Annotated in this window: 23 protein-coding genes; 6 read left to right on the forward strand and 17 right to left on the reverse strand. The window is 71.8% G+C overall.

Going from position 1 to position 23,288, the window contains the following annotated elements; all coding sequences use genetic code 11:
- Nucleotides 1-111 precede the first annotated feature (111 nt).
- The 9 genes from ABZY33_RS09955 to ABZY33_RS09995 all read right to left on the reverse strand — a co-directional run bounded on the left by ABZY33_RS09955 (nt 112) and on the right by ABZY33_RS09995 (nt 8,934).
- Entirely contained in the window at nt 112-879 is a 768-nt protein-coding gene (locus ABZY33_RS09955; RefSeq protein ID WP_356491027.1) for a DUF3159 domain-containing protein, read from the reverse strand.
- A gap of 3 nt (nt 880-882) precedes the next feature.
- The gene (locus tag ABZY33_RS09960; protein WP_356491028.1) at nt 883-1,293 is read right to left on the reverse strand and encodes an OB-fold nucleic acid binding domain-containing protein; all 411 of its coding nucleotides are present in this window, start codon (nt 1,291-1,293) and stop codon (nt 883-885) included.
- 65 nt (nt 1,294-1,358) lie between these two features.
- Complete coding sequence (locus ABZY33_RS09965) at nt 1,359-2,042, reverse strand: response regulator (protein WP_356491029.1); 684 nt, start codon at nt 2,040-2,042, stop codon at nt 1,359-1,361.
- On the reverse strand, nt 2,039-4,705 hold the full coding sequence (locus ABZY33_RS09970; protein ID WP_356491030.1) for a sensor histidine kinase KdpD: 2,667 nt from the start codon (nt 4,703-4,705) through the stop codon (nt 2,039-2,041). Before ABZY33_RS09970 ends, ABZY33_RS09965 begins: the two co-directional genes overlap by 4 nt.
- A gap of 117 nt (nt 4,706-4,822) precedes the next feature.
- The gene (locus tag ABZY33_RS09975; RefSeq protein ID WP_356491031.1) at nt 4,823-5,560 is read right to left on the reverse strand and encodes an ABC transporter ATP-binding protein; all 738 of its coding nucleotides are present in this window, start codon (nt 5,558-5,560) and stop codon (nt 4,823-4,825) included.
- Nucleotides 5,561-5,647: 87 nt separating this feature from the next.
- Nucleotides 5,648-6,868 (reverse strand): alginate lyase family protein, encoded by a 1,221-nt coding sequence (locus tag ABZY33_RS09980; protein WP_356491032.1) that lies wholly within the window; start codon nt 6,866-6,868, stop codon nt 5,648-5,650.
- Between the two features lie 182 nt (nt 6,869-7,050).
- Nucleotides 7,051-7,833, reverse strand: coding sequence for a DUF3710 domain-containing protein (locus ABZY33_RS09985; protein WP_356491033.1), 783 nt, complete (start codon nt 7,831-7,833; stop codon nt 7,051-7,053).
- A gap of 1 nt (nt 7,834) precedes the next feature.
- Nucleotides 7,835-8,353, reverse strand: a complete 519-nt coding sequence (dut, locus tag ABZY33_RS09990; protein WP_356491034.1) for a dUTP diphosphatase — start codon at nt 8,351-8,353, stop codon at nt 7,835-7,837.
- Nucleotides 8,350-8,934 (reverse strand): PaaI family thioesterase, encoded by a 585-nt coding sequence (locus tag ABZY33_RS09995; RefSeq protein ID WP_356491035.1) that lies wholly within the window; start codon nt 8,932-8,934, stop codon nt 8,350-8,352. Before ABZY33_RS09995 ends, dut begins: the two co-directional genes overlap by 4 nt.
- Before the next feature lie 58 nt (nt 8,935-8,992).
- On the opposite strand from ABZY33_RS09995, the gene ABZY33_RS10000 reads away from it, so the two are divergent.
- The gene (locus ABZY33_RS10000) at nt 8,993-9,439 is read left to right on the forward strand and encodes a DUF3093 domain-containing protein (RefSeq protein ID WP_356491036.1); all 447 of its coding nucleotides are present in this window, start codon (nt 8,993-8,995) and stop codon (nt 9,437-9,439) included.
- A 60-nt stretch (nt 9,440-9,499) separates the two neighbouring features.
- On the opposite strand, the gene ABZY33_RS10005 is transcribed toward ABZY33_RS10000, so the two are convergent.
- The 4 genes from ABZY33_RS10005 to ABZY33_RS10020 all read right to left on the reverse strand — a co-directional run bounded on the left by ABZY33_RS10005 (nt 9,500) and on the right by ABZY33_RS10020 (nt 13,123).
- On the reverse strand, nt 9,500-10,492 hold the full coding sequence (locus ABZY33_RS10005; protein ID WP_356491037.1) for a hypothetical protein: 993 nt from the start codon (nt 10,490-10,492) through the stop codon (nt 9,500-9,502).
- A 13-nt stretch (nt 10,493-10,505) separates the two neighbouring features.
- Nucleotides 10,506-10,802, reverse strand: coding sequence for a DUF4193 domain-containing protein (locus tag ABZY33_RS10010; RefSeq protein WP_018535993.1), 297 nt, complete (start codon nt 10,800-10,802; stop codon nt 10,506-10,508).
- Nucleotides 10,803-11,229: 427 nt separating this feature from the next.
- The gene (locus ABZY33_RS10015; RefSeq protein WP_356491038.1) at nt 11,230-12,462 is read right to left on the reverse strand and encodes a HAMP domain-containing sensor histidine kinase; all 1,233 of its coding nucleotides are present in this window, start codon (nt 12,460-12,462) and stop codon (nt 11,230-11,232) included.
- A 7-nt stretch (nt 12,463-12,469) separates the two neighbouring features.
- Nucleotides 12,470-13,123: a response regulator transcription factor gene (locus ABZY33_RS10020; RefSeq protein WP_207826424.1), complete on the reverse strand. Its 654-nt coding sequence runs from the start codon at nt 13,121-13,123 to the stop codon at nt 12,470-12,472.
- Nucleotides 13,124-13,447: 324 nt separating this feature from the next.
- Between ABZY33_RS10020 and ABZY33_RS10025 the strand changes: the two genes are divergently transcribed.
- Nucleotides 13,448-13,621 carry a hypothetical protein gene (locus ABZY33_RS10025; RefSeq protein WP_356491039.1) on the forward strand — a complete coding sequence of 58 codons (174 nt, stop codon included), beginning with the start codon at nt 13,448-13,450 and terminating at the stop codon, nt 13,619-13,621.
- A gap of 101 nt (nt 13,622-13,722) precedes the next feature.
- On the opposite strand, the gene ABZY33_RS10030 is transcribed toward ABZY33_RS10025, so the two are convergent.
- Both ABZY33_RS10030 and ABZY33_RS10035 read right to left on the reverse strand, forming a co-directional pair.
- Nucleotides 13,723-14,520 carry an inositol monophosphatase family protein gene (locus ABZY33_RS10030; protein ID WP_356491040.1) on the reverse strand — a complete coding sequence of 266 codons (798 nt, stop codon included), beginning with the start codon at nt 14,518-14,520 and terminating at the stop codon, nt 13,723-13,725.
- A 10-nt stretch (nt 14,521-14,530) separates the two neighbouring features.
- Complete coding sequence (locus ABZY33_RS10035; protein WP_356491041.1) at nt 14,531-15,664, reverse strand: ferrochelatase; 1,134 nt, start codon at nt 15,662-15,664, stop codon at nt 14,531-14,533.
- Nucleotides 15,665-15,792: 128 nt separating this feature from the next.
- On the opposite strand from ABZY33_RS10035, the gene ABZY33_RS10040 reads away from it, so the two are divergent.
- Nucleotides 15,793-17,049 (forward strand): MFS transporter, encoded by a 1,257-nt coding sequence (locus ABZY33_RS10040; RefSeq protein ID WP_356491042.1) that lies wholly within the window; start codon nt 15,793-15,795, stop codon nt 17,047-17,049.
- Nucleotides 16,997-18,328: a D-arabinono-1,4-lactone oxidase gene (locus ABZY33_RS10045; protein ID WP_356491043.1), complete on the forward strand. Its 1,332-nt coding sequence runs from the start codon at nt 16,997-16,999 to the stop codon at nt 18,326-18,328. Before ABZY33_RS10040 ends, ABZY33_RS10045 begins: the two co-directional genes overlap by 53 nt.
- 34 nt (nt 18,329-18,362) lie before the next feature.
- On the opposite strand, the gene ABZY33_RS10050 is transcribed toward ABZY33_RS10045, so the two are convergent.
- The gene (locus ABZY33_RS10050; RefSeq protein ID WP_356491044.1) at nt 18,363-19,718 is read right to left on the reverse strand and encodes a hypothetical protein; all 1,356 of its coding nucleotides are present in this window, start codon (nt 19,716-19,718) and stop codon (nt 18,363-18,365) included.
- Between the two features lie 521 nt (nt 19,719-20,239).
- Between ABZY33_RS10050 and sepH the strand changes: the two genes are divergently transcribed.
- Nucleotides 20,240-21,313 carry a septation protein SepH gene (gene sepH / locus ABZY33_RS10055; RefSeq protein WP_356491045.1) on the forward strand — a complete coding sequence of 358 codons (1,074 nt, stop codon included), beginning with the start codon at nt 20,240-20,242 and terminating at the stop codon, nt 21,311-21,313.
- Nucleotides 21,314-21,380: 67 nt separating this feature from the next.
- On the opposite strand, the gene ABZY33_RS10060 is transcribed toward sepH, so the two are convergent.
- Nucleotides 21,381-22,238 carry a sulfurtransferase gene (locus ABZY33_RS10060; protein ID WP_356491046.1) on the reverse strand — a complete coding sequence of 286 codons (858 nt, stop codon included), beginning with the start codon at nt 22,236-22,238 and terminating at the stop codon, nt 21,381-21,383.
- A gap of 273 nt (nt 22,239-22,511) precedes the next feature.
- On the opposite strand from ABZY33_RS10060, the gene ABZY33_RS10065 reads away from it, so the two are divergent.
- Nucleotides 22,512-23,285, forward strand: a complete 774-nt coding sequence (locus ABZY33_RS10065) for a VOC family protein (protein ID WP_356491047.1) — start codon at nt 22,512-22,514, stop codon at nt 23,283-23,285.
- The last annotated feature ends 3 nt before the right edge of the window (nt 23,286-23,288 follow it).

Raw genomic sequence — 23,288 nt, forward strand, 5'->3', positions numbered from 1 at the left:
GCGGGTCGGGGGCCCCCCCCACGCCGCCGGGGGCGGCCCCCCCCTTCCGCTGTTCAGGGGCGCGGGGAACTGCGCGCCCAGCCATCGACGGCCCGCGGCCGCGAGATGACCTCAGGCCTCCCGGCGATGCCGCGCACCCTCAGCAGAAGCAGCCTTCTCAGCGGCCTCGGCCGCTTCCATCTCGGCGAACACATCGATCGGCGCGGGCGCCTTCGCCAGGAAGACCCACGTCAGATAGACCGCCAGCAGGAACGGCGGGATCTTCAGCGCGATCAGCACCCAGCTGAACTGCGTCGTCGCCGAGTCCGTGTCCGCCCAGAAGTACAGCGGGAAGAGAATCGCGCACTTGGCGAGCAGGATGAGCCCCCAGGCCCAACTCGCCTTGCCGTACGCCTTCTTGCGGCCGGGGTTACGTGTGCGCCACGACAGGTTCTCCTTGAACACGGGGCCGAGGATGAGCCCGATCAGGGGGACGCCGCAGAGCGTGGTCACGATGTAGGCGAGCGCGAGCCCCAGCGTGTAGAGCATGCCCGGCAGGTAGAAGTCCTTGGCGTTGCCGGTGAACATCGCGAAGACGACGCCGAACGCGACACCGAAGACGCCGCTGAAGGCGTGCTTGACGGTGTCCTTCATGACCAGCCGCACCACGACGAGGACCAGGGAGACCGCGAGGGCCGCGATGGCCGACACGTGCAGGTCCTTGTTGATCGTGAAGATGGTCACGAAGAGGAGGCCGGGCACGACCGTCTCCACCATGCCCCGCACGCCGCCGAAGGCCTCGAAGAGCGCGGCCTCGGTCACCGCCTTCGCAGCGGTGGAGCCCTGATCTGCTTGGTGGGCTTCCTGTTCGCGGTCGGTCGGCTTGTCGAGGGACGTCACCGGCTACTCCCGTCCGAGCGGTCTGAGTTCGTACTTCGGGTTGAAGAGCACCCTACGGCCCCGGCTCATCGAGATCCGCCCGGAAGCGATCAGCTTGCGGCCAGGTTCGATTCCCAGAATCGAACGCCGGCCGAGCCACACCACGTCCAGGGCGGCCGACCCGTCGAACAACTCCGCCTCCAGGGCCGGGACTCCGGCGCGTGGTCGCAGGGTCACCGTGCGCAACGTACCAGTTACCTGGACCACCTGGCGGTCCTGGCAGTCGCCGATGCGCGTACAGCCCGTGGTCTGGGAGTCCTCGCGCAGCTCCTCCGACTCCAGGTCCTCCTGGGAGGTGGACAGCCGGTCGAGCATGCGCCGGAAGCGGCCCGCCGGCTTCTCGGACGCCCTGTCGGAACGAGGAACAGCACTCATACAGGAAGCCTACCCGGGGCCGCTTCATCGGTCGTACTCGCTGGTGTACCCCGATCACGGGGCGCTTATTTCTCGAACCGGTAGCCCATTCCCGGCTCCGTGACGAAGTGCCGCGGGTGCGAGGGATCGGCCTCCAGCTTGCGGCGCAGCTGGGCCATGTACACGCGCAGGTAGTTGGTCTCCGTGCCGTACGAGGGGCCCCACACCTCCTGCAACAGCTGCTTCTGGCCGACCAGGCGTCCCGTGTTGCGCACGAGCACCTCAAGCAGGTGCCACTCGGTCGGGGTCAGGCGCACGTCGCGGCCGGCCCGGTGGACCTTCTTCGCGGCCATGTCGACGGTGAAGCCGTCCGTCTCGACGATCCCCTCGTCGCCGCCGGGGCCGGTGGGCTCGGCGCGCCGCACGGCCGCGCGCAGCCGCGCGAGCAGCTCGTCCATGCCGAAGGGCTTGGTCACGTAGTCGTCGGCGCCCGCGTCGAGCGCCTCGACCTTCTCGTCCGAGGAGTGCCGGGCGGAGAGCACGAGGATCGGCACGCGGGTCCAGCCGCGCAGCCCCTTGATCACCTCGACGCCGTCCATGTCGGGCAGGCCGAGGTCCAGGACGACGACGTCGGGGTGGCGGGCGGCCGCGAGCTGGAGCGCGCCGGCCCCGTCGGCCGCCGCGTCCACCTCGTACTTGCGCGCCTTCAAGTTGATGACGAGGGCGCGGACGATCCCCGGCTCGTCGTCGACCACGAGCACCCTGGTCATGCGTGCCTGCCTCTCTGCGCGGCGGCGGTGTCGGCCGCCGCTGTCTCGGTTGTCGCGGTCTCGGTCACCGCGTTCTGAGTCACTCCGGTATCGGTCACTGCGGTCTCGGTCACTGCGGTCTCGGTCACTGGGGTCCGGGTCGCTGCCGTGCCGGTGACGGGGTCCGCCGCCCGCAGGGTGAGGACCATGGTGAGTCCGCCACCAGGAGTGTCCTCCGCACCGAGTGTGCCGCCCATGGCCTCGACGAAGCCGCGGGCCACGGCGAGGCCGAGCCCGACGCCCGCGCCCCGCGGCGCGTCTCCGTAGCGCTGGAAGGGCGCGAAGATGCGCTCCTTGGCCTCGTCCGGGACGCCGGGACCGCGGTCCACCACGCGCAGTTCGACGCGGCGGCCGAGCGTGCTGGCGGAGACCAGGACGGGGGCGTCGGGCGGGCTGTACTTGACGGCGTTCTCGACGATGTTCGCGACGGCCCGCTCCAGCAGGCCCTTGTCGACGCTGACCATCGGCAGCGACTCCGGGATGTCGAGGTCGACGCTGAGCTCCGGGTCCTCCACGCCGACCAGCGCCATCGGCACCACCTCGTCGAGGTCGGTCTCCCGGACGAGCGGGGTGACCGTGCCGGTCTGGAGCCGTGACATGTCGAGCAGGTTCCCGACGAGGTGGTCGAGCCGGTCGGCGCCCGCCTCGATCCCGGCGAGCAGCTCGGCCCGGTCCTCGGGCGACCAGTCGACGTCCGGCGAGCGCAAGGAGGAGACGGCGGCCTTGATGCCGGCGAGCGGGGTGCGCAGGTCGTGGCTGACGGCGGCGAGCAGGGCGGTGCGGATGCGGTTGCCCTCGGCGAGGGTGCGGGCCTGTTCGGCCTCCGACTGGAGCCGGCGCCGGTCCACCACTACGGCGGCCTGCGCGCCGAAGGCGGCGAGCACCCGCCGGTCCTCCGCGGGCAGCACGCGCCCGGTCAGCGCCAGCGCCATGTGGTCGCCCACGGGCACGTCGACGTCGGCGTCCTCGGGCCGGCCGTCGGGGTGCGGCCCGACGCTTCCCGCGCAGGTCCAGGCGGAGGTCTCCGTCTCCCGCTCCAGGAGCGCGACAGACTCCATCGCGAAGGTCTCGCGTACGCGTTCGAGCAGCGCTTCCAGGCTGGTGTCGCCGCGCAGCACGCTGCCCGCGAGGAAGGAGAGGATCTCGGACTCGGCGCGCAGCCGGGCGGCCTGGTGGGTGCGCCGGGCGGCGAGGTCGACGACCGACGCGACCGAGACGGCGACGCCCACGAAGATCACGATGGCGACGATGTTCTTCGGGTCGGCGACGGTGAACAGGTGCAAGGGGGGCGTGAAGAAGTAGTTCAGGAGCAGCGAGCCGAACGCGGCCGAGGCGAGCGCCGGGAGCAGTCCGCCGACCAGCGCGGCGGCCACGGTCAGCGACAGGAACAACAGCATGTCGTTGGCGAGGCCGAGGTCGGCGTCGACGTGGGTGAGCAGGAGGGCGAGCAGCGCGGGGCCGCCGACGCCGGCGAGCCAGCCGCCGAGGATGCGGGTGCGGCCGAGCCGGGCGCCCCGGGCGACGGGCAGGCCGCGCCCCTTGGCCGCCTCCTCGTGAGTGACGATGTGGACGTCGAGGTCGGGCCCGGACTCGCGGGCGACGGTCGCGCCGACGCCGGGTCCGAAGACGTACTGCCAGGTCTTGCGGCGGGAGGAGCCGAGGACGATCTGCGTGGCGTTGACGCCGCGGGCGAACTCCAGGAGCGCCGCGGGGACGTCGTCGCCGATCACGTGGTGGAACGTGCCGCCGAGGTCCTCGACGAGGGTGCGCTGCACGGCGAGTTCCTTGGGCGAGGCGGCGGTCAGTCCGTCGCTGCGCGCGATGTAGACCGCGAGGACCTCGCCACCCGCGCCCTTCTCCGCGAGCCGTGCCGCGCGCCGGATCAGCGTGCGGCCCTCGGGGCCCCCGGTGAGGCCGACGAGGATGCGCTCGCGAGCCTGCCAGGTGGAGCGGATGTTGTGCTCGCCCCGGTACTGCTGGAGGTACTCGTCGGCGCGGTCGGCGACCCACAGGAGGGCCAGTTCGCGCAGGGCGGTGAGGTTGCCGGGGCGGAAGTAGTTGGAGAGGGCCGCGTCGACCTTGTCCGGTTTGTAGATGTTGCCGTGGGCCATCCGGCGGCGCAGGGCCTGGGGCGACATGTCGACGAGTTCGATCTGGTCCGCGCGGCGCACGACCTCGTCGGGGACCGTCTCGCGCTGGCGGACACCGGTGATCGCCTCGACGACGTCGCCGAGTGATTCCAGGTGCTGGATGTTGACGGTCGAGACGACGTCGATGCCCGCGGCGAGCAGTTCCTCGACGTCCTGCCAGCGCTTGGCGTGGCGCGAGCCCGGCACGTTCGTGTGCGCCAGCTCGTCGACGAGAGCGACGGCCGGGGCCCGCGTCAGGACGGCGTCGACGTCCATCTCGGGGAAGACGGAGCCGCGGTACGCGATCTCCTTGCGCGGGACGACTTCGAGGCCGTGCAGCATGACCTCGGTCCGGGGCCGCCGGTGGTGCTCGACGAAGGCGACGGCACAGTCAGTGCCGCGCTCGGTGCGACGGTGCGCCTCGGCCAGCATCGCGTACGTCTTGCCGACGCCCGGTGCGGAACCGAGGTAGATCCGAAGCTTGCCGCGTCCCATGGCGTCGACCTTACGGTCATCGGGGGTGGCGGAGCGGACGGATGCCTGGTGGGCGGCGGTCTTTGACAGAACCCTGATGCCCGCGTGGACCGCTCGGTGCTCGGCCCGGTACTCGGTTCAGCGCTCGGTCCGGTGCTCGACGATCTCGCCGTCGCTCAGCTCCAGGACCCGGTCGGCGAGGCCGAGCAGCGTCGGATCGTGTGTGGCCACCAGCGCCGTGACGCGCTCGCTGCGCACGACGGCGCGCAGCAGCTCCATCACGGCGAGCCCGGTCTCCGCGTCGAGCTGGCCGGTCGGTTCGTCGGCGATCAGCAGGGCGGGCCGGTTGGCCAGGGCGCGGGCGATGGCGACGCGCTGCTGCTGGCCGCCGGAGAGCTCGCCGGGCCGCTGCCCGGCGTGGTTCTCGAGGCCGACGAGGGTCAGGAGCAGGGCGACCCGTTCCTCGCGTTCGCGCACCGGCGTCCCGCGCAGCCGCAGCGGGACGCCGACGTTCTCGGCGGCGGAGAGGATCGGGATGAGCCCGAAGGACTGGAAGACGAAGCCGACGCGGTCGCGGCGCAGCTCCAGGAGCCCGTTCTCACCGAGGCCGGCGAGGTCGAGTCCGTCGACCTCGACCTCGCCGCGGTCCGGTGTGTCGAGGCCGCCGACGAGGTTGAGCAGGGTCGTCTTGCCGGAGCCCGAGCGGCCCTTGAGCGCGACGAGTTCGCCGCGCGGGATCTCGAAGGAGACGCCGCGCAGGGCGTGCACGGCGGCGGCGCCGGTGCCGTAGGAGCGGTGCAGGTCCCGCACGACGACCATCGGCCCGCCGCCGTCCTGGCCGAGGACGGCACTCCCCGCCCCGGTGCTCTCGGTCATGCGTCCCGCTCCCCCGTACGTACGTTCCCGGCCGGGCGCCAGTATGGTCACGCGGCGCCCGGCCGGGCAATGGCGAGGCCGCGCGGGTCAGCTCGGGTTCTCGGCGTGGGTGAGGGTCTCCCAGGCGACGAAGAGGTTGTCGGAGCCGGCGGGCCGCTGCTGCTCGGTCAGCTTCTGGGTGTTGGTCATGGCGGTGCCGAGGCGGGTGTGCAGGGCGTTGTAGCCGACCTCGGTGACGGGGCCGAGCCCGCGGGTGACGCTGCCGCCGCACAGCCAGCTCGGCGGAGCCTCCCCGAGCTCGTACTTGGCGTGGAAGCCGAGCGCCTGGCGCAGCCGCTCGCCGACGTCCGTGCCGTACAGATCCTGGCCCTGGATGCGGCTGGTCTCGGCGATGTGCGAGATGGCGGAGATGCCGTACCCGGTGTGGGTGAAGTCGCGGCAGGTCTCCTGCGTCAGGCCGGTCACGAACGTCGACTGGCCCTGCCAGTAGCTGACGATCTTGGCCTTGGTGTCCAGGTTCTGGCTCGGCACGGTCCTGGGCAGCGCGCCGTCCGAGGCGAGGTAGACGTAGGCGGCCGTGCGGGTGCGGAACTTCGCCATCGCCTTGTCGTAGGACGCCTTGTCCTCCAGGAAGACGGAGATGCCGACGGCGGCCTCCATCATCGACAGCTCCCAGTTCCCGTTGGAGTTGGAGCCGTTGATGATCTTCGGCAGGTAGACGTCGCGCAGCATGGTCTTGAAGCGCGCCTCATTGGCCCAGCCGCCGGTGTACGTGTACTTGATGATCTCGGCGGCCTTGGGCCAGGAGGAGCCTGCCCAGCCGGTCTGCAGCGGCCCGTTGCTGTTGGTGTGCTCCTTGATCGTCCCGGACCAGGCGTCCATGAGTGCGATCGACTTCTTCGCGTACCGCTCGTCGCGCGTGAAGTACCAGGCGAGCGCGTCGGTGTACGCGGCTATCGCGTCCTCGCGCTCGTCGGTGCAGCCGTAGTTGGGGTTCGAGTACGAGCCGCACTCGACGGTGGCTCGGGGCTTGGGGGTGCGGTTCAGATCGGCGTACTTGCCGGCGATCATCTGGTCGAAGGCGCTCTTCCAGGGCTGCGCGCCGGCGTCGACCTTGGCCTTGGCGAAGTCCAGCTGTGCCCGGGAGACGGTGACGCCGGGGTGGGCGAAGGCGGTGGGGGCGGCCTCGGCGCGGTCCGCGGCGGGCCCGGTGACGACGCCGGCGACCAGCGCGGCGACGGCGGTGGCGAGGGTGGCGAGCAGGGCGGGACGCGATCTTCTGTGACGAGCCTGCATGGTGGGGGCCATCCGTTCTCGTATGTGAACGCTAGGCGCTGATATGAACCACAGCGCTGGCCGGTGACCCTAGGTACGGACCAGCCCCCCGTCAAGTACGCGGAACGGAACGGCAGTTGGGAGCGGACAGGAAAACGGCCGGGGCCGCGCACCCCTTGGGATGCGCGGCCCCGGCCGGTGTACGGACCGACGGGTCAGCGAACCTCGGTGATCTCCGGACCCCGGGCCAGCTGGCCCATGCCGCCGGAGAAGCGCGAGCCGTCCGCGGCGTCCTGACCGGCGCCCTCGGCGACCATCTGCGCGTCGTCGGGAAGCTTCAGGACGATCGGGTCGCGCGGGGCCATCGGGCCCTCGCCGCGGACCACGACGGTGTCCCGGAAGATCTGCTCCAGCAGGCCGGCCGCCTGCGGCTGCACCGCGCCCTGGCCCGAGATGACACCGCGCAGGAACCAGCGCGGGCCGTCCACACCGATGAACCGCACGACCTGAAAACCGCCGGTGCCGTCCGGCAGCTGCACCGGCACCTGGGCCCGCAGCTCCCAGCCGAGCGGACCCTCGACCTCGTCGATCACACCACCCTGCTGGGTGATGCCCGAGGCGATCTCCTCGCGGACCTCGCCCCAGATGCCCTCCTTCTTGGGGGCGGCGAAGGCCTGCAGCTGGACCGCGCTGTCCTGGAGGACGACCGTCGCGGCGACGATCGCGTCACCCGCGACCTCCACGCGCAGCTCCATGCCGTCCACACCGGGGACGAAGAGTCCGCCCAGGTCGACCCGGCCCTCGCCGGGCTCGCGGACCTCGGTGGAGTCCCAGGGCCCGTCGGGCCGCGGCTCCGGCTCCAGCCGGACGCGCGCGGAGCGCCCCTCGGCGTCCGTACCGGCACTGTCGGCCCCGTCGACACCGTCGACCTGCTCGGCCTCGCCCGCCGCGTCCACTGCGTCTTCAGCGGAGCTGTTCTTCTTGCGACGTCCGAACACGTCACTGTCCTTCCCGGTCGGATACGACCGATGCGTATCGATTCCCACCCTGTTGACCGTCCGTGCCCACCGAGGCGTGGCCTCCCGTGGACCCGAAGCCCCCCTCGGCCCGCACGGAGCCGGGAAGCTGCGCGACCTCCTGGAAGCGCACCCTCTCGACCTGCTGGACGACCAGTTGGGCAATCCGGTCGAAGCGCTCGAACCGCACCTTCTCGCGCGGGTCGAGATTCACCACGATCACCTTGATCTCCCCACGGTACCCGGCATCCACCGTCCCCGGGGCATTCACCAGAGCGACACCACAGCGAGCGGCGAGCCCGGAGCGCGGGTGCACGAAGGCCGCGTACCCCTCGGGCAGCGCGACAGCCACGCCGGTGGGCAGGACCACGCGCTCGCCCGGCGCGAGGACGCACCCCTCGGTGGTGCGCAGGTCGGCGCCCGCGTCACCCGGGTGCGCGTACGCGGGCAGCGGCACATCGGGGTCGACGCGCCGGATGAGCACGTCCAGCGGCTGGTTCACGGGTTCACCTCGAAGGCACGCGCGCGCCGGACCTGGTCCGGGTCGCTCATGGCCGCCTGGATCTCCTGCGGGCGGCCGTTGTCGATGAAGTGGTCGACCTTGACCTCGATGAACAGGGCGTCGGCGCGGACCGCGACGGGCCCGTCGGGGCCGCCGAGCCGGCCGGTGGCGGTCGAGTAGATCTTGCGGCCTGCGACGGCGGTGACCTCCGCGGACAGGTGCAGCACGGTGTCCACGGGCACGGGCCGCACGAAGTCCGTCTCCAGCCGGCCGGTCACGGCGATGACCCGCAGCAGCCAGTTGAGCGAACCGAGCGTCTCGTCGAGGGCGGCGGCGAGGACACCGCCGTGGGCCAGGCCGGGCGCGCCCTGGTGGGCGGAGCGCACGGTGAACTCGGCGGTGACGCGCACACCGTCACCGGCGCGCGCCGCAAGGTGCAGTCCGTGCGGCTGCTCACCGCCGCAGCCGAAACAGTGGCCGTAGTGCGCGCCGAGAAGCTCACCGGGGGCGGGAGCGTCGGGGTGGCGCACCGGCGTTATGGCGTCGGCGGGGGGCGTCAGAGCTGCTGAAGTACCACTCACAGGCGCAGACCTTACCTGCGCGTCCTGTGCCGTCGCGCATCGTGCCAAGCTTGGTCGCATGGAGCTCTCGACGACGCCTTACGAAGAACGCCTCACCGCACCTAAAACGTGGTGGCTCGTCACCTTCCTCGTGGGGGTGGCCTGCGGTCTGACGCTGCTGCCCTTCGGCACGCTGCCGCTGCTCGGCGGGTTCGTCGGCGGAATCCTCGTGGCGGCCGTGATCACCAGCCAGTACGGCTCCGTGCGGATCCGCGTCGTGGGCGACTCGCTGGTGGCGGGGGAAGCGCGGATCCCGCTGTCGGCGCTGGGCTCCGTCGAGATCCTGGACGCGGAGGAGGCGCGCGCCTGGCGCACGTACAAGGCGGACCCGCGCGCCTTCATGCTCCTGCGCAGCTACGTCCCCACGGCGGTCCGCGCCCAGATCACGGACCCGTCCGATCCGACGCCGTACGTCTACCTGTCGACCCGCGAACCTGAAGTTCTGGCAAAGGCTCTGGGCGCCTGACCCGGCCGGGGCCTCCCCCGCGCCGGCGCGCGCGTGCCGCAAGGGCCGGTCCTACGGGGATCAGTCCTCGATCTCCAGGGCGTCCTTCGGTACGGGCAGGGCCGGCAGCTCGGGCAGGGCGTCCCAGGGCACCTGGAGGCGGCGCAGGTCCTTGCGGACCCGCTCGGCGAGCTTCTTGGTGTCCCTGCGGTTCATGGCCGCGCCGACCGCGGCGCCCACCAGGAACGGCATCAGGGCGGGGAGGTTGCGGACCATCCGCTTCATGATCTGCTGGCGCAGTTCGCGCTTCATCTGGCCGCCCAGCGCCGCGTTCAGGGTCGACGGCTTCGAGACGTCGATCCCGCGCTCCTCGGACCAGGAGGTCAGGTAGGCGCTGCTGCGGCTGGGCAGGTTCCCGGGGGGCCGGACCCCGTAGACCTCGTGGAGTTCGGCGATGAGCTTCAGCTCGATCGCCGCGACGCCCGTGATCTCCGCGGCCAGTTCGGCCGGCATCGCGGGCGGGACGGGCAGCATCGCGGCCACGCCGACACCGGCGCCCACCGTGGACGAGGCGGCCGCCGCTCCGGCGACCAGCTTGTCGGCGATCTGCTCGGGCCCCAGGCCCGGGAAGTGTCTGCGCAGGGTCGCGAGGTCCCGTACGGGCACGCGCGGGGCGATGTCGATGATCCGGTCGGCGAGGTGGCCGACCGCGGCTCTGGCGGCGCTGCCGCTCTTGGCGAGGCCGGTCCGTGCGGCGCTGCCGCTCTTGGTCAGGCCGGTTCTGGCGGCACTGCCGCTCTTGCGGACGCCGTCCTTCATGGCGTCCCTGCGACGCCGGGCCGGCGACATGTCGCTGCCCGTCGCCTCGACCGCGTCGGAGTCGTGCGCCACCACGACACCGGCCGCCGTCGGGGCACCCGTCGTGTCGCGGGGGTGCGCCGCTTCGAGCGAGGCGTCTTCACTGGTGGAAGAGCCCCGCCCGTCGTCGTCACGCACGGCCTCTGACGGGCCTTCTGCCGCATCCCGGTGCTTGCTGCGGATGCGGCGCTTCCAGGGCGGGGTCGAGCCACTCATGCCCGACCCCACCTCAGTCGCAGTCGCGGCAGATCGGCTGGCCGTTCTTCTCCCGCGCGAGCTGGCTGCGGTGGTGCACCAGGAAGCAGCTCATGCAGGTGAACTCGTCCTGCTGCTTGGGCAGGACCCGGACGGCCAGCTCCTCGTTCGAGAGGTCGGCGCCCGGAAGTTCCAGACCCTCGGCCGCCTCGAACTCGTCCACGTCGACGTTGGACGCCGACTTGTCGTTCCTCCGGGACTTCAGCTCTTCGATGCTGTCCTCGTTGAGGTCATCATCTGTCTTGCGTGGGGTGTCGTAGTCCGTTGCCATGTCGCGCTCTCCCCCTCTGGGTGTATGCGGTGTCTCAGCGCACGTAACGCATGAGAGGCCGGACTTGTGCCCGACCTGAGGCGGAGATTTTGCCTCACATCAAGGTCTGTTACTCAATCGACACCCAACCGGACCCCTCAGGAGTGATCGGCTTGGGTGGCGATCGGGACCGTACACGGTCCGATTTCGTACCGCACGGGCGCCACCCCGTGTACTTCCCGTGATCAAGGTGCCCGAAAACTCGGATTTTCCGGCTTTCAGACGGCTTTTACGATCACGCAGAGTAGAAACCCGGAATATCGCCCTTGTGATCGATCACACACGGACTGACGGGTTGCAGGTCCCGAAAATTCCGCTAAAAGCGAACTCTTCCAGCGCGTCGGCGGAAGCATGTCAGATCCCTCCGCGCGGCGCACGTCGAACCGGCCTAGATCGGCAGGGTGACACGCATCACGAGGCCACCCCCCTCCCGGGGCACCGCGGTGATCCGGCCACCGTGCGCCCGCGCCACCGACCGGGCGATGGACAGGCCGAGCCCGACCCCCTTGTCGCTGCCGGTGCGCTCGGTGCGCAGCCGCCGGAACGGTTCGAAGAGGTTGTCGATCTCGTACGCGGGGACGACCGGGCCCGTGTTGGCGACCAGCAGGACGGCCTGCCCGTGCTGGGCCTCGGTGTCGACCTGGACCCAGCCGCCCTCCGCGACGTTGTAGCGGATCGCGTTCTGGACGAGGTTCAGCGCGATGCGCTCCAGGAGGACGCCGTTGCCCTGGACGACCGCCTCCTTGCGCTCGCCCCGGACCTCCACGCCCTTCTCCTCCGCCTCGGACCTGGCTTGATCGAGCGCCTGGGAGGCGACCTCCGCCAGGTCCACGGGCTTGCGCTCGACGATCTGGTTGTCGCTGCGGGCGAGCAGCAGCAGGCCCTCCACCAGCTGTTCGCTGCGCTCGTTCGTGGCGAGCAGGGTCTTGCCGAGCTGTTGCAGCTCGACCGGGGCGCCCGGGTCCGAGAGGTGGACCTCCAGGAGGGTGCGGTTGATGGCGAGCGGGGTGCGCAGTTCGTGCGAGGCGTTGCCCACGAACCTCTGCTGCGCCGTGAACGCCCGCTCCAGGCGGTCGAGCATCTCGTCGAAGGTGTCCGACAGCTCCTTCAGCTCGTCGTCCGGGCCGTCCAGCTCGATGCGGCGCGTCAGGTCCGTGCCGGCCACGCGGCGCGCGGTGCGCGTGATGCGGCCGAGCGGGGACAGGACGCGGCCCGCCATCGCGTACCCGAAGGCGAAGGCGATGATCGCGAGGCCGAGCAGAGCCATGAGGGAGCGGCTCAGCAGGACGTCCAGGGCGTGCTGGCGCTGCTGGTTGACGCAGTCGTTAAGGGCGTCGTTGAGCTGGTTGTCCGTCGGGTCGGACGGGATGGCGCAGACCGAGCTGACGAGGTTGTGGTTGATGATCTTGAACGGCAGGTCGCTGCCCACGTTGAGCGCCTGCGCCGCGAGCATGTAGATGATCGACAGCAGCAGGATGCCCGCGATGAGGAACATGCCGCCGTAGAGCAGCGTGAGCCGTATGCGGATGGTGGGGCGGAGCCAGGGGAAGGGCGGGTCGACTTTCGTGCCCGGTTTCCAGCTCGGCTTCGGAGGCGCGGTGGGGGGCGCTGGGGCGGCCATGGTGGGATCAGATCCGGTAGCCGGAGCCGGGCACCGTGACGATGACCGCGGGCTCGCCCAGCTTGCGGCGCAGCGTCATCACGGTGACGCGCACGACGTTCGTGAACGGGTCCGTGTTCTCGTCCCAGGCCTTCTCCAGAAGCTGCTCGGCGGAGACGACGGCGCCCTCGCTGCGCAGCAGCACCTCCAGGACGGCGAACTCCTTCGGGGCGAGCTGGATCTCCTTGCCGTCGCGGAACACCTCGCGCCGGTTCGGGTCGAGCTTGATCCCGGCGCGCTCCAGGACGGGCGGCAGGGGCACGCTCGTACGGCGTCCCAGAGCCCGCACACGGGCCGTCAGCTCGCTGAACGCGAAGGGCTTGGGCAGGTAGTCGTCGGCGCCCAGTTCCAGGCCCTCCACGCGGTCGCTGACGTCACCGGAGGCGGTCAGCATCAGGATGCGGGTGGCCATGCCCAGCTCGACGATCTTGCGGGCGACGTCGTCGCCGTGCACGAGCGGGAGGTCGCGGTCGAGCACGACCACGTCGTAGTCGTTGACGCCGATGCGCTCGAGGGCCGCCGCACCGTCGTACACGACGTCGACGGCCATGGCCTCCCGGCGCAGCCCGGTGGCCACCGCATCGGCGAGCAGTTGCTCGTCCTCGACGACGAGTACGCGCACGTCGCTGTCCTTCCTCTGGCCACCCGCGGGCAGGTTCGGGCGCACGCGGGCAGATCGTTTCCTGGGATGTGAGCCTCCATCCTGCCCCTTTCGGCCATAAACCGGCTGTAAGGCGGCCAGGCGGCGGGGGAATGCCGGTTTTTCTCCGGGTGTTGAGGTTTCCGCGGATGGGGCCGGGGGGAGGACGGTTCTACACCCGCGATCACGCTTTGTATGTGGCGTGCCACGAGCTGCTCACCGCAGGCGGCTCGAGACGTGATCACCCCTTCCACAGGGCACACCCCCGTGCCACCGACCCACGACCCAGGACGAGGGGGCGCAACCATGGACGCATTCACCGCAGGACTGCTGCAGCGCATAAAGGCGGCCGAGTCCGACCTCACGCTGGCGCGCGAGACCGGCGACGACTTCCTCGCGGAGGTCGAGCAGGGCGAGTTGGACGACCTCCACCGCCTCGCCGCCGAGCACGGCGTGGAGATCCACGCCGCGAGCGCCTGACCGACCTCCGACAGACCAGACCGGCACAGGGAAGGGCCCCGGCGCCTGATATCGATCCAGGCGGGCGCCGGGGCCCTTCGCCGTGTGCGGGCACGGCCGCGTCAGTCGTGCCAGGCGCCCAGCTCCTCCAGCAGGTTCTGCAGCGGCTCGAAGAGGCCGGGCGGCGCGGCGACCGTCAGCTCGGGCGACACGGGGTCGCCGGGACGGCCACCGGTCAGCGCGCCCGCCTCGCGGGCGATCAGGTCGCCGGCCGCGTAGTCCCAGGGGTTGAGGCCGCGCTCGTAGTACGCGTCGAGGCGACCGAGCGCCACGTCGCAGAGGTCGATCGCGGCCGAGCCGCCGCGCCGGATGTCCCGGACCCGGGGTACCAACTCCCGTACGACGTCGGCCTGTCGGGCCCGGCGCGACTCCAGGTAACCGAAGCCGGTGCCGACCAGCGCCTGTCCGAAGGGGGGCGCCACGCGCGCGTGGGCGGGCCGGTCGTTCACGTGGGCGCCCTCCCCCAGGACGGCGCGGTAGGTCTCGGCGCGCATCGGCGCGGCGACGACGCCGACGATCGTCTCGCCGTCCTTGCGGGCCGCGATGGAGACGGACCAGTCGGGGCGCCCGTACAGGTAGTTGACGGTTCCGTCGATGGGGTCGATGACCCACTGGACGCCGCTGCTGCCCTCGCTGGAGGCGCCCTCCTCGCCGAGCACGCCGTCGTCGGGGCGGCGCTCGGCCAGGAAGTCGGTGATGAGCTTCTCGGAGGCGATGTCCATCTCGGTGACCACGTCGACGGCGCTGGTCTTGGTGGCGGCGACGCCGAGGTCGGCGGGGCGCCCGTCGCGCAGGAAGGTCCCGGCGCGGGCGGCCGCCTCCAGGGCGACGGCGAGGAGTTCGGCCTTGAGGTCGGTCACGTCGGCGTCCTTACGCGTACGGGCTGTCGGCGCCCGCGGCGGCGGGCTTGGGGGCGCGGGCCGGGCAGCAGCCCACCGGGCACAGGTCATGGCTGGCGCCGAGGGCGCCGAGCGCGCACGGTGCGACGTCCGCGCCGCTCTCGCCCGCGGCCCGCTCCAGGACCAGCTCCCGGACGGCGGCGGCGAAGCGCGGGTCGGCGCCCACGGTCGCCGACCGGCGGACCGGCAGACCCAGCTCCGCCGCCTTGGCCGTGGCCTCGGTGTCGAGGTCGTAGAGGACCTCCATGTGGTCCGAGACGAACCCGATGGGGGCCATGACGACGGCCGGGACACCGGCCCCGTGGCGCTCCTCCAGGTGGTCGCAGATGTCGGGCTCCAGCCACGGGATGTGCGGAGCGCCGGAACGCGACTGGTAGACGAGCTGCCAGGGGTGGTCGACGCCGGTCTCCTCGCACACGGCGTCGGCGATCAGGCGCGCGACGTCCAGGTGCTGCCGCACGTACGCGCCGCCGTCGCCGTGCTCCGCCACCGGGCCGGAGGTGTCGGCCGCCGCGGTGGGGATGGAGTGCGTGCTGAAGGCGATGTGGGCGCCGTCCCGGACGTCCTCGGGAAGGTCGGCGAGGGACTTCAGGACGCCGTCGACCATGGGACGGACGAAGCCGGGGTGGTTGAAGTAGTGGCGCAGCTTGTCGATCGTGGGCAGCTCAAGACCTTCGGCCTCCAGGGCGGCCAGCGACTCCGCGAGGTTCTCGCGGTACTGGCGGCAGCCCGAGTACGACGCGTACGCGCTGGTGGCGAGCACGAGGATGCGGCGGTGTCCGTCCGTGACCATCTCGCGCAGGGTGTCGGTCAGGTACGGCGCCCAGTTCCGGTTGCCCCAGTAGACCGGCAGGTCCAGGCCGTGCTCGGCGAAGTCCTTGCGCAAGGCGTCGAGCAGCGCCCGGTTCTGGTCGTTGATGGGGCTGACCCCGCCGAACAGGAAGTAGTGCTGCCCCACTTCCTTGAGCCGCTCCGTGGGGATGCCGCGGCCCCGCGTCACGTTCTCCAGGAACGGGACGACGTCGTCGGGGCCCTCGGGGCCTCCGAACGAGAGCAGCAGCAAGGCGTCGTAGGGGCGGGCGTCGAGCTTGGCAGCGTCTGGCATGTCTTCGATCCTGCCACCCGCCACTGACAGGCGGAGAACTGCCATGCCGCCCGTCCATGACACGCGTAAGCTGTATCGGTCGCACCACCGACCTACCCCTTACGCCCCGCCCTGACGCCGGAGTCCCGTTGCCCAGCCCCTACCGCGCCATTTTCGCCCTGCCCGGCACCAAGAGTTTCTCCGTGGCCGGGTTCCTGGGCCGGATGCCCCTGTCGATGATGGGCATCGGCATCGTCACGATGGTCTCGCAGCTGACCGGGCGCTACGGACTGGCCGGCGCCCTGTCGGCGACGGTGGCCCTGTCCGCCGCGGCGATCGGGCCGCAGATCTCCCGCCTGGTCGACCGGTACGGCCAGCGGCGCGTGCTGCGTCCGGCCACGCTGGTCTCGCTCGTCGCGGTCGCCGCGATGCTGCTCTGCGCGACCTACGAGGCCGCGGACTGGACGCTGTTCCTGTGCGCCGCGTTCATCGGCTGCGTGCCGAGCGTCGGCTCGATGATCCGGGCGCGGTGGGCCGTCCTGTACCAGGACGCGCCGCGGCAGCTGCACACGGCGTACTCCTTCGAGTCCGTGATCGACGAGGTGTGCTTCATCTTCGGGCCGATCCTCTCGATCGGGCTGTCCACGGCGTGGTTCCCGGAGGCCGGGCCGCTCCTTGCGGGGTGTTTCCTCGCGGCGGGCGTCTTCTGGCTGACCGGGCAGCGCGCCACCGAGCCCGCGCCGCACCCGCGCGCGCAGCACGGCGGCGGATCGGCGCTCCGCGCGCGCGGGTTGCAGGTCCTGGTGGCCACGTTCGTGGCGACGGGCGCGATCTTCGGGGCCGTCGACGTCGTGACGGTGGCCTTCGCGGAGGACCAGGGGCACAAGTCCCTGGCCAGTGTGGTGCTCGCCGTGTACGCGTCCGGGTCCTGCGTCGCGGGCGCCGTCTTCGGCCTGCTGCACTTCACGGGGGCGCCCGCGCGCAGGTGGCTGGTCGGGGTCGTCGCGATGGGCCTGAGTATGATCCCCCTCCAACTGGTCGGGAACCTGGCGTTTCTGGCCGTGGCGCTCTTCGTTGCGGGCCTGTCCATCGCACCGACGATGATCACGACGATGGCCCTCGTCGAGCAGCACGTACCACGCGCGAAACTGACCGAGGGCATGACCTGGGTGAGCACCGGACTCGCGGTCGGGGTCGCGCTCGGCTCCTCCGCGGCCGGCTGGGTGATCGATGCCGCCGGCGCGAAGGCGGGGTACGGGGTGCCGGGGGTCGCCGGTGCCGTCGCGGTCGTGGTCGCGTTCCTCGGCTACCGCCGGCTGCAGCAGCCGGTTCCGCGGCGGGGAGGGACGAGCGATGAGCACGGCGCAGACGGACAAGGGCGCGAAGAGCGGCGCAACATGGCGTAACTGGGCGGGGAACGTCACCGCGCGTCCCGCGCGCGAGGTGACGCCCGCCTCCGCGGAGGAGCTGGCCGCGGCCGTGCGCGGCGCGGCGCGGGACGGCCTGACGGTGAAGGCCGTCGGCACCGGCCACTCCTTCACCGCGGCGGCCGCCACCGACGGGGTGCTGATACGCCCTCAGCTGCTGACCGGCATCCGCTCGGTCGACCGGGCCGCCGGGACGGTCACGGTCGAGGCTGGCACCCCGCTCAAGCGGCTCAATCTGGCCCTGGCCCGCGAGGGCCTGTCGCTCACCAACATGGGCGACATCATGGAGCAGACCGTCTCCGGCGCCACCAGCACCGGCACGCACGGCACGGGCCGCGACTCGGCTTCGATCGCCGCCCAGATCAAGGGCCTCGAACTGGTGACGGCGAGCGGTGAACTCCTGAGGTGCTCCGAGAAGGAGAACCCGGAGGTCTTCGCGGCCGCCCGCGTCGGCCTCGGCGCGCTCGGCGTCATCACCGCCCTCACCTTCGCCGTCGAGCCGCTCTTCCTGCTCACCGCGCGCGAGGAGCCGATGAGCTTCGACCGGGTCACCGCCGACTTCGACGAGCTGTACGCCGAGAACGAGCACTTCGAGTTCTACTGGTTCCCGCACACCGGAAACTGCAACACCAAGCGCAACAACCGCAGCGCGGGTCCCGAGGCCCCGGTCTCCCGGCTGAGCGGCTTCGTCGACGACGAGGTGCTCTCCAACGGGCTGTTCCAGGTGGTCAATACGCTCGGCCGCGCGGTGCCCGCCACGATCCCGGCGATCGCCAAGATCTCCAGCAAGGCGCTCTCCGCGCGGACGTACACGGACATCCCGTACAAGGTCTTCACCTCGCCGCGCCGCGTCCGTTTCGTGGAGATGGAGTACGCCGTCCCGCGGGCGGCGCTGGTGGAGACGCTGCGCGAGCTGAAGTCCATGGTGGACCGCTCGCCCCTGCGCGTCAGCTTCCCCGTCGAGGTCCGCACGGCCCCCGCCGACGACATCACCCTGTCCACCGCGTCCGGCCGTGACAGCGCCTACATCGCGGTCCACATGTACCGGGGCACCCCGTACCAGCGCTACTTCACGGCCGCCGAGCAGATCTTCACCGCGCATGAGGGCCGCCCGCACTGGGGCAAGATCCACACGCGCGACGCCGCGTATTTCGCGCAGGCCTATCCGCGCTTCGGCGAGTTCACCCGGCTGCGTGACCGGCTGGACCCGGACCGCCTCTTCGGCAACGCCTACCTGCGGCGGGTCCTCGGCGACTGAGGCGGCGCGCCGGGTCCTCGGCGGCGGCCCGCGCCTACTGCGCCGGGCTCTGCCCGCTGGTGCCGGCGCCCGGCCCGGTGCCGGTGTCCGCGCTCCCCGACGGGGTCGGCGTGGGCGTCGGGGTCGGGGTCGCCTTGCCGCCGTCGCTGTTCCCGCCGTTGTCCGAGCCGTTGCCGTCCGGGTCCGGGTCGGAGTCCGTGCCGGACCCGGTGTCCGAACCGCTGCTGGTGCTCGGCGTCGGAGTGGGCGTGGCGTCCTCGCCCGTGGACGGGCCGTCTCCGTCGCGCGGGGTGCCGCTCTCCGTGCCGGTGCTGCTGCCGTCGGAGGGCGTCGGCGTGCTGGGGGCCGGGTCGCTGTCGCCGGTCGACTTGTGGTGGCCGGTGAAGGCGTCCCGGAACGTCGTCCCGCCGCTGTCACCGCTGAAGCTGTGCCCGGCCACGATCTCATACGTGGTGATGCCGCCCATGGTGACGCCGAAGACGACGGCGGCGGCGATCAACGGCTTCTTCCACCGCTTCACGCGGACCGTGTGCACGGTGCCCTCGGTGAACTCCTCGTCGCCGCCGGCGGCGGAGGCCGCCTGGTGCGGGAGGCCCGTCGCGGGCCGCAGCATCCGGGTCGCGTCGTCGACCGGGCCCACCTTGAGGAGCTGCGTCTTGTCGGCATCGACGGCCCCGAGGATCCGTGTCCTCTCCGGGTCGGCCGTACCGAGGAACCGCGTCTGCTCCGGGTCGGCCGTGCTAAGGCGCGTCTCTCCCTGGTCGGCCGTACCGAGGCGCGTCTCCTCCGGGTCGGCCGCGCCAAGGGACCGTGTCTGCTCCTCCTTGGCCGCGTCGGGCAGTTGCGTCCCGCCGGTGTCATCGGGGAAGAGGTCGGCGACCCCGCCGGTGTCGAGGAGCCGCGTCATGTCCTCCTCGGCCGCGCCGTGCGGCGCCGCCACGGCCCCGGCGCCCGCCGGTCCCGGCGCCCCCCACGTCGTGGTCGTCGGCAGGGCGGCCGTGGCGGGGCGGGCGGCGGGAAGGCGGCCGCCGGTGGCCATGGCCTTCGTCGCGTCCATCGACTCGTCCGAGCGGAAGGTGCGCGGGACCGGGCGCCCCTCGGCCGTCACCGGCACCTGTTTGCCCTTGGGCTTCGTCTGCACCGCCACGTCACGTATCTGCTCGCCGGTACGGCTGAAGAAGTGCTGGAAGACGGTGCCGCCACAGGTGGCGAGCGCACTGACCACGCCCGCCCCCAGGATCGTGCCGTAGACGCCGAAACTGGAGGCGAGCTTCGCGGCCACGACGGCGGCGACCGCGCTGCCCGCCACCTGAGGCACGCTCAGATCCACCCGCTTCTTCCCCTGGGGCTTGTCCTGCTCGTCCTGGGAGTTGTCCGGCCTTACGCCCATTTCCGACCCTTACCTGCCCTTCTCGTCACCAGTCCGCTTTTCGTACCGAAGCTCACGAGGCTACGCGAACTTCCTGTGCCGCACGAGAAAGGGACGTATGACCGAAGGCCCTGGTTCCGCTTCTGAAGATTCCGTGAAGCACACCACGCGCATCCCTCACGAATCGGGCGTGGACTCCGGGTACTCCCGGCTCAACTCGCGCCACGCGTGAGAAGTTCGGCGGCGAGGCGATCCACGCGCGTGGCCCGAATGGAGTACTGTTGCGAGCCCTGGGTCCGGTCTCCCGCCAGGGTGTCCGGGGCCTTCCAGGACCGCCGAGAGGGGGCTCGTTGCACAGGGTGACGACTTCGGTCACTTAGCGTTGCGAACAGGTAACCGTGCCATAACGGCGCTCTCGGGTCGTCGCCCGACACGCCGGGCAACTCGGCAAGGTTGTGGCAGGCTGCACCCGGGCAGGCCACACTCGACTAGCGGAAGCAGCGACGCACGTGACGTCGGCAGGCACCACCCGGGAGGTCCCCATGCCCGAACTGCGTGTCGTGGCCGTCTCTAACGACGGCACACGGCTGGTGCTGAAGGCTGCGGACAGCACGGAGTACACGCTTCCGATCGACGAGCGCCTCCGGGCCGCCGTGCGCGGCGATCGTCCGCGTCTCGGCCAGATCGAGATCGAGGTGGAGAGCCACCTCCGCCCACGCGACATCCAGGCGCGCATACGGGCAGGCGCCTCCGCCGAGGAGGTCGCCCAGTTCGCGGGCATCCCGGTCGACCGGGTGCGCCGGTTCGAGGGGCCCGTGCTCGCGGAGCGCGCCTTCATGGCCGAGCGGGCCAGGAAGACCCCCGTACGCCGCCCCGGCGAGAACACCGGCCCCCAGCTCGGCGAGGCCGTACAGGAGCGGCTGCTGCTGCGCGGCGCCGACCGGGAGACCGTCCAGTGGGACTCGTGGCGCCGCGACGACGGCACCTGGGAAGTCCTGCTCGTCTACCGGGTCGCGGGCGAACCGCACTCGGCGAGCTGGACGTACGACCCGCCCCGCAGACTCGTCCAGGCCGTGGACGACGAGGCGCGCTCGCTGATCGGCGAGTCCGACGACATCGGCGCGCCCGAGCCCACGTTCCCGTTCGTGCCGCGCATCGCCCGGCTGCCCCGGGACCGTCCGCTGGACCGCGCCCTGGACCGGCAGTTGGAGCGTCCGGCGCCGCCGGAGCCGCCCCTGGAGGAGAACCTCCCGGCGATCGCCTCCTCCTCGGAGCGCGACTCGCTGACGAGCCTCCTGGAGGCCGTGCCCAGCTACCGCGGCGACATCGTGGTGCCCGACCGTCCCGCGCCGGCGCCCGAGCCGTCGCAGGAGGACCCGGAGCCGCCCGCCGTCGTAGCCGAGCTGGAGGAACCGGCAGCGCCCGCCGCGTCGGCCGGGGCCGGCTCCGCGTACGCGGACGTGCTGATGCCGCGCAGCGTCGCGGGCCACCGGGACCGCCTCACCGGCACCACCGACCGCCAGGCCGAGGCCGACGGGGTCCGCCCCGGACGCCGGGCCGCCGTGCCGAGCTGGGACGAGATCGTCTTCGGGACGCGCCGCAAGAAGCAGGAGTAGCCGCGACCACGCGCGACGGCCCGCACCGATCGTTCGGTGCGGGCCGTCGCCGCGTACGGAGCGGCGGTCACTGCGGGTCCGGGCCGGTCGCCACCGGGCGGGACTCGTCCGCGGACCACTGTGACCACGAGCCGACGTACAGCTGCGCGTCGATGCCCGCCACCGCGAGCGCCAGGACCTCGTGGGCGCCGGAGACACCCGAACCGCAGTAGACCCCGACCTGGCCCGGCTCGCCGGTCGCGCCAAGGGCCTTGAAGCGTGCGGCGAGTTCGCCTGCCGGACGGAAGCGGCCCTCCGGCCCGACGTTCTGCGTGGTCGGCGCCGACACCGCGCCGGGGATGTGGCCGCCGACGCGGTCGATCGGCTCCACGTCGCCGCGGTAGCGCTCGGTGGCGCGAGCGTCGAGGAGGAGGCCGGAGCGGGCGAGCGCGGCGGCGCCGTCCGCGTCGAGGAGGCCGGTGGCACCGGGTGCAGGGGTGAAGGTGCCGGGCTCCGGCGTGACGGTGCCGGTCTCCAGAGGCCCCTGCCAGGCGGCGAGGCCGCCGTCGAGGACCCGCACGGACGGGTGACCCGTCCAGCGCAGCAGCCACCAGGCGCGGGCCGCGGCCCAGCCCTGTCCCCCGTCGTACACGACCACGTCGCGGTCGGCACGGACACCGGCCGCGCGCAGCGCCGCACCCAGCTCGGCCAGGTCGGGCAGGGGGTGCCGACCGTGGTCCGGTCCCGCGTGACCAGCGAGTTCCGCGTCGAGGTCGACGAAGACCGCGCCGGGGAGGTGGCCCGCGACGTACTCGGCGCGCCCGTCGAACGCGGGTTCTCCCGCGGCCTTCCCGGTGCTGAGCTGCCAGCGGATGTCGAGCAGGACGGGCGGCGTCTCCCCGGTCAGCTCGCTCGCGAGTTCAGATGCGGTGATGATGGCATTCATGAGGGCCATCCTTGCTCATGGTCTGGCCCGGGAGCTCTCGTTCGGATAGCGTGCTCGATCGACTACCGAGCGTCATCCGGCCGGGCTCGGCCGGAACATGACGCAGAAACGTCTTCGACCTACCGTTTCGGGCATTCTCTGTGCGGAGCCCGGCGGTGACGGCGCTGTCAGGGAGCGCCGTGCGGCACGCAGTGCCACCATCAGCACGGGCGTGCTGTGACACGCGTTTCCGATCGCGGGCCCTGCGGGGTCCGCTTCGAGGAGAGAGTGACGATGACCGAGGCAGCAGCCAGGCGCGCGCCGGGGACACCTTGCTGGGTGAGCCTGATGGTGCACGACATGGCCGCGACCCAGGAGTTCTACGGAGCACTGTTCGGCTGGGAGTTCAGGCCGGGGCCGAGGCAGCTGGGCCCGTACGCGCGGGCGCTCCTCGACGGCAAGGAGGTGGCCGGCATCGGTCTGCTGCCTGCCGAGCGCCAGCTGTCGATCGCCTGGACCCCGTACGTGGCCTCGGACGATGTGGACGTGACCGCCGCGACGGTGCGGCAATGCGGCGGCACGGTGGGCGTCGGCCCGCTGGACGCCGGTGAGGCGGGCCGGATGGCGATCGGCTCCGACCCCTCGGGGGCGGTCTTCGGCATCTGGCAGGCGGCGGAGCACCTGGGGATGGCGGTGACCGGTGTACCCGGCGCGGTGGCGTGGAACGAGCTGGTGACGCGGGAGACCGCGAGCGTGACGAAGTTCTACGAGTCGGTCTTCGGCTACACCGAGGACGCGGTGGTCTCCGCCGATTTCGACTGCGTGACGCTGCTCCTGGAGGACCGGCCGGTGGCGTCCGTGCACGGCGTCGGCCACGCGCTGCCGCCCGACCGCGGCCCGCACTGGATGACGTACTTCGAGGTCCGGGACGTCGACGAGGCGGTGGAGCGCGTCGCCGACCTGGGCGGCCATGCCGTCAGGGCCGCACGGGACGGCGCGCGCGGCCGGGTGGCGACGGTGGCCGACCCCGAAGGGGCCGAGTTCGCGCTCGTGACGTCCGCGTCCTGAGGC

The organism is Streptomyces sp. NPDC006552, assembly GCF_040611655.1.
Taxonomy (GTDB): Bacteria; Actinomycetota; Actinomycetes; order Streptomycetales; family Streptomycetaceae; genus Streptomyces.